Origin of the sequence: Mycolicibacterium arseniciresistens, assembly GCF_030519285.1 — a bacterium.
In the GTDB taxonomy this organism is placed as follows: domain Bacteria; phylum Actinomycetota; class Actinomycetes; order Mycobacteriales; family Mycobacteriaceae; genus Mycobacterium; species Mycobacterium arseniciresistens.
This window is the reverse complement of sequence record NZ_JAUMSQ010000446.1, coordinates 1-3842: the sequence shown is the minus strand read 5'-3', so window position 1 is coordinate 3842 and position 3842 is coordinate 1. Positions and strand designations below refer to the sequence as shown.

3 protein-coding genes and 1 pseudogene are annotated in these 3842 nt (G+C 70.8%); all 4 read left to right on the top strand.

Annotated features, from left to right (window positions below; genetic code table 11):
- A partial coding sequence (locus Q2100_RS30210) for a GNAT family N-acetyltransferase (protein WP_302916981.1) occupies positions 1-500 on the top strand: 500 nt, incomplete at its 5' end.
- A 97-nt stretch (positions 501-597) separates the two neighbouring features.
- On the top strand, positions 598-2946 hold the full coding sequence (gene secA2, locus Q2100_RS30205) for an accessory Sec system translocase SecA2 (protein ID WP_302916980.1): 2349 nt from the start codon (positions 598-600) through the stop codon (positions 2944-2946).
- Between the two features lie 10 nt (positions 2947-2956).
- Positions 2957-3601 (top strand): CDP-alcohol phosphatidyltransferase family protein, encoded by a 645-nt coding sequence (locus tag Q2100_RS30200; RefSeq protein ID WP_302916979.1) that lies wholly within the window; start codon positions 2957-2959, stop codon positions 3599-3601.
- Positions 3594-3842, top strand: a pseudogene (locus Q2100_RS30195) (DUF881 domain-containing protein); the annotation flags it as partial. The gene Q2100_RS30200 and the pseudogene Q2100_RS30195, both read left to right, overlap by 8 nt.

The window sequence follows — 3842 nt, the reverse complement described above, 5'->3', positions numbered from 1 at the left end:
GCCGCGGCGTGGTGACCGTCGAGGAGCGGCTGCACCGTCTCGGCCACCTGCGGCCGCCGAACGGCGTCGCGGGCCGCGCCCGCCTCGCCACCACGGAAGACACCGCACTCCTCGTCGACTGGATCGAGGCGTTCTACGGCGAGACCTTCGGCCACCCGCGCGACGACGCCGCGGGCCGGCGCCTGGTGGCCACCGCGTTCGAGGTGGGGGACCGGATCCTGCTGTGGACCGTCGACGGAGAACCGGTCGGCATGGCGATGCTGCGGGCGCCCGCAGCCGGTGTGGCGCGGATCGGCCCGGTGTTCACGCCTGCCGACCGGCGCGGGCGCGGCTACGGATCGGCGGTCACCGCGGCGGCAGCGGCCGCCGCACTTGCCGACGGGGTGACCGGTGTCGTGCTGTTCACCGACCTGGCCAACCCGGTCTCCAACGCGATCTACCGCAGAATCGGTTTCGAACCAGTCGCCGACTGCGTGCACATCGACTTCTCCGCGGGCTGAACCCCGTCCGCGAGCGTGCGCGAAGTGCCACCGCGGGCGGCGTGTCGACGTGCGGACACGCACACTCGCGGGGGAAGCGAACGCGTACCGTGAACACGTGCCCAAGACGACCACGCGCAGTCAAGGCCGCCTGAGCAGCAGGTTCTGGAAGCTGCTCGGCGCCACCACCGAGAAGGACCAGAGCCGGTCCCTCACCCAGGTCGAGACGTCGGCGGACTTCGACAAGAAGGCCGCCGACCTCGATGACGACCAGCTGCGCAAGGCCGCACAACTGCTCGAACTCGAGAACCTGTCCGAGTCCGCCGACATCCCGCAGTTCCTCGCCGTCGCCCGCGAGGCCGCCGATCGCGCGACCGGACTGCGGCCCTTCGACGTCCAGCTCCTCGGCGCGCTGCGGATGCTGGCCGGCGACGTCGTCGAGATGGCCACCGGTGAGGGCAAGACGCTCTCGGGCGCGATCGCCGCGGCCGGCTACGCCATCGGCGGGCGCAACGTGCACGTCATCACCATCAACGACTATCTGGCCCGACGTGACGCCGAGTGGATGGGCCCGCTGCTGGAGGCGCTCGGCCTGACCGTCGGCTGGATCACCGCGGACTCCACCGCCGCCGAACGGCGCGCCGCCTACCAGTGCGACGTCACCTACGCCTCGGTCAACGAGGTCGGCTTCGACGTGCTGCGCGACCAGCTGGTGACCACCGTCGACGACCTCGTCTCGCCGCGGCCCGACGTCGCGCTGATCGACGAGGCCGACTCCGTGCTCGTCGATGAGGCGCTGGTGCCGCTGGTGCTGGCAGGCACCAGCCACCGCGAGACACCGCGGGTCGAGGTGATCCGCCTGGTCGGTGACCTCATCGCCGACCGCAACGCCGAGCGGTACTACTCCACGGACAACGACAGCCGCAACGTCCACCTCACCGACGAGGGAGCCCGACGGCTGGAGGCCCGCCTCGGCGGCATCGACCTGTACTCCGAGGAACACGTCGGCACCACGCTGACCGAGGTGAACGTCGCCCTGCACGCGCACGTACTGCTGCAGCGCGACGTGCACTACATCGTCCGCGACGACGCGGTGCACCTGATCAACGCCTCGCGCGGCCGCATCGCGTCGCTGCAGCGCTGGCCGGACGGCCTGCAGGCGGCGGTGGAGGCCAAGGAGGGCATCGAGACCACCGAGACCGGCGAGGTGCTCGACACCATCACGGTGCAGGCGCTGATCAACCGCTATCCCACGGTGTGCGGGATGACCGGCACGGCGCTGGCCGCCGGCGAGCAGCTGCGCCAGTTCTACAAGCTGGGCGTCTCACCGATCCCGCCGAACACCCCGAACGTCCGCGAGGACGAGACCGACCGGGTGTACATCACCGCGGCCGCCAAGACCGACGCGATCGTCGAGCACATCGCCGAGGTGCACGCCACGGGTCAGCCGGTGCTCGTCGGCACCCACGACGTCGCGGAGTCCGAGGAGCTGCACGAGAAGCTGGTCAAGCACGGGGTGCCCGCGGTGGTGCTGAACGCCAAGAACGACGAGGAGGAGGCCCGCGTCATCGCCGAGGCGGGCCGGCTGCGCGCGGTGACGGTATCGACCCAGATGGCGGGTCGCGGCACCGACATCCGGCTGGGCGGCTCGGACGTAAGCGAGCATGCCGCCGAAAAGAAAGAGGTCGCCGAACTCGGTGGCCTGCACGTCGTCGGCACCGGGCGCCACCACACCGAACGCCTGGACAACCAGCTCCGCGGCCGGGCGGGGCGCCAGGGCGACCCCGGCACGTCGGTGTTCTTCTCCAGCTGGGAGGACGACCTGGTGCTCTCGCACCTGGAACCGAACAAGCTGCCGACCGAGACCGACGAGGACGGCCGCATCGTGTCGCCAAGGGCGGCGGGCCTGCTCGATCACGCCCAGCGCGTCGCCGAGGGCAGGCTGCTCGACGTGCACGCCAACACCTGGCGCTACAACCAGCTGATCGCCCAGCAGCGGGCGATCATCGTCGACCGCCGAGACACGTTGCTGCGCACCGCCGCCGCGCGCGACGAGCTCGCCGAGCTGGCGCCCAAGCGCTACGAGGATCTGCTGGAGCAACTCTCCGAGGATCGCCTCGAGGAGATCTGCCGGCTGATCATGCTGTACCACCTGGACCGCGGCTGGTGTGAGCACCTGGCCTACCTCGCGGACATCAGGGAGAGCATCCACCTGCGCGCGCTCGGCAGGCAGAACCCGCTCGACGAGTTCCACCGGATGGCGGTGGACGCCTTCGCGTCGCTGGCGGCCGATGCGATCGAGGCTGCTCAGCAGACCTTCGAGACCGCGCCGTCCATCGAGGACGAACCGGGTGTGGACCTCTCCAAGCTGGCGCGGCCGACGTCGACGTGGACGTACATGGTGCATGACAACCCGCTGAACGACGACACGATGGCAGCGCTCAGCCTGCCAGGGGTTTTCCGCTAGGTTTAGGCCCATGTCCCAGGCATCCGGGGGTGACGCGGGCAGAGACGCAGCGAATCCGGCGCCGCGCGACCGGGTGCTGACGATCCCCAACGCACTGTCCGTGCTGCGGTTGCTGCTGGTGCCGGTGTTCCTGTGGCTGCTGCTGGTGGTGCACGCCAACGCGTGGGCGGTCGCGCTGCTGATGTTCAGCGGCTTCTCCGACTGGGCCGACGGCAAGATCGCCCGGCTGGTGGACAATCAGTCGTCGCGGCTGGGCGAACTGCTCGATCCGCTGGTCGACCGGATCTACATGGTGACCGTGCCGATCGCGCTGGCGGCGCACGGCAGCGTGCCGTGGTGGGTGGTGCTCACCCTGATCGGGCGCGACGCCGTGCTCGCGGCGACGCTGCCGCTGCTGCGTCCCCGCGGGCTGACCGCGCTGCCGGTGACCTACCTGGGCAAGGCCGCGACGTTCGCACTCATGTCGGGCTTCCCGCTGGTGCTGCTCGGGCAGCCGGTCGGCCCGGACCCCGCGCTGTGGAGCAGGGTGGTGCTGGCGATCGGGTGGGCGTTCCTGATCTGGGGCCTCGCGCTCTACCTGTGGTCGGCCGTGCTCTACCTGATCCAGTTCGCGATGGTGCTGCGCCGGATGCCGAGGGTGCACTCCGGTGGCTGACCGCAGCCGGGCGCTCGGCGGATACGACCCGGAGGCCGGGCGCAACGTGCACGAAGCGGATGCGCCGACGCTGATCCCGGTGCCCTCGTTGCTGCGGTCCCTGCTGTCGGACCACCTCGACCCCGGATATGCGGCGGCCGCTGAGCGCCGGGCCGCCGAGGGACCGCGTGGCAGGCTGCCGGAATGGACCTGGCAAGTCCTCGCGGCCGCCGCGGTGGCGGCGGTGTTCGCCATCGCGGCG

Coding starts and splice junctions, on each gene's coding strand:
- Q2100_RS30200 (WP_302916979.1), top strand. CDS start 2,957: ATGTCCCAGGCATCCGGGGGTGACGCGGGCAGAGACGCAGCGAATCCG.